The sequence below is a fragment of the Actinosynnema sp. NPDC059797 genome, assembly GCF_042732085.1.
In the GTDB taxonomy this organism is placed as follows: Bacteria; Actinomycetota; Actinomycetes; order Mycobacteriales; family Pseudonocardiaceae; genus Actinosynnema.
Genome location: NZ_JBHWIE010000771.1, coordinates 1 through 1,024 on the forward strand (window position 1 = coordinate 1; position 1,024 = coordinate 1,024).

1 protein-coding gene is annotated in these 1,024 nt (G+C 78.0%); it reads right to left on the reverse strand.

What is annotated here, in order from left to right:
• Positions 1-1,024: CdaR family protein (locus ACFV4N_RS44055; RefSeq protein ID WP_499678658.1), on the reverse strand; the 1,024-nt coding region annotated here is incomplete at both ends.

The window sequence follows — 1,024 nt, forward strand, 5'->3', positions numbered from 1 at the left end:
AGCGGAAGTCGAGCCACGCCAGCAGCGTCGCCAGCAGTTCGAAGGCGTCGGGCGCCCCGGGGCGGTCGGTACGGTAGGACAGCAGGGGCGCGAGCGTGCTCGCGGCCCAGGACTGCCCGGCCCGGCCCAGCAGCTCGCCCAGCTCGCCGCGGGGCGAGAACGAGGCGTACCGCTCGTGCCGGGAGCGGGCCACCGACAGCGCGTGGAACGCCTGCTTGTACCCGACCGGGATGTCCCGCAGCGCCACCCGCAGCCCGATGCCGACCCGCGTTCCGGGTACCGCCTCGGTCAGCTCCCGGACCAGGTTGGCCGCCTGCGGCGTCGGGACGCGGTCCCCTTCGCCCCCGCGGTCGGGCTCGGCCGGGGCGATCACGATGACGTGCCCGCTGTAGACCGGGCACGGCACCACCCAGGCGCCCTCGCCGAACACGTCCCGGCAGCGCGGGGAGAGCCGGTCGCGGACGTCCGGGGTGGCCTCGACGACGTAGACCCGCGCCAGGTCGGGCAGTGCGGGGCGGAGGGTCGCCGCGGTCCGTCGCGCGCCGGACAGGTGCCCGACCATCAGCAGGTGCAGCACCGACTCGCGGACCGCGGCGTCGGCGGCGGCGAGGCGCTCGGTCCGCTGCTCGGCGGTCGCCGTGCGCCAGCACAGCCAGAGCGGGTTCACCGCGGCGGCGAGCAGGCTCCGCTGCGCCGCGGTCAGCGGACCCCGGTGCGCGACCACGAGCACCGGCCGTGCGGGCGGCGGCCCCACCGGCAGCACCGCGACGTCGTGCCCGCCCGCGTGCACGGCGGCGGCGTCGACGTGCCCGGCGCGCACGCGCGCGACGTCACCGGCGACGTCCCGCTCGACCGCCCGGAGCAACCACCGGGCGTCCGAGGGGACCGCGAGCGCCTGCCCCTCGTGCGGCCCCGCCAGCACGACCTCCCCGCCGAGCCGGCGGGCGAGCAGCTCCAGCACGCGCCGCACGCCGTCCGGGCCGCTCGCCTCCTGGAACAGCAGTCGCAGCTGGTCGGTGTCGGT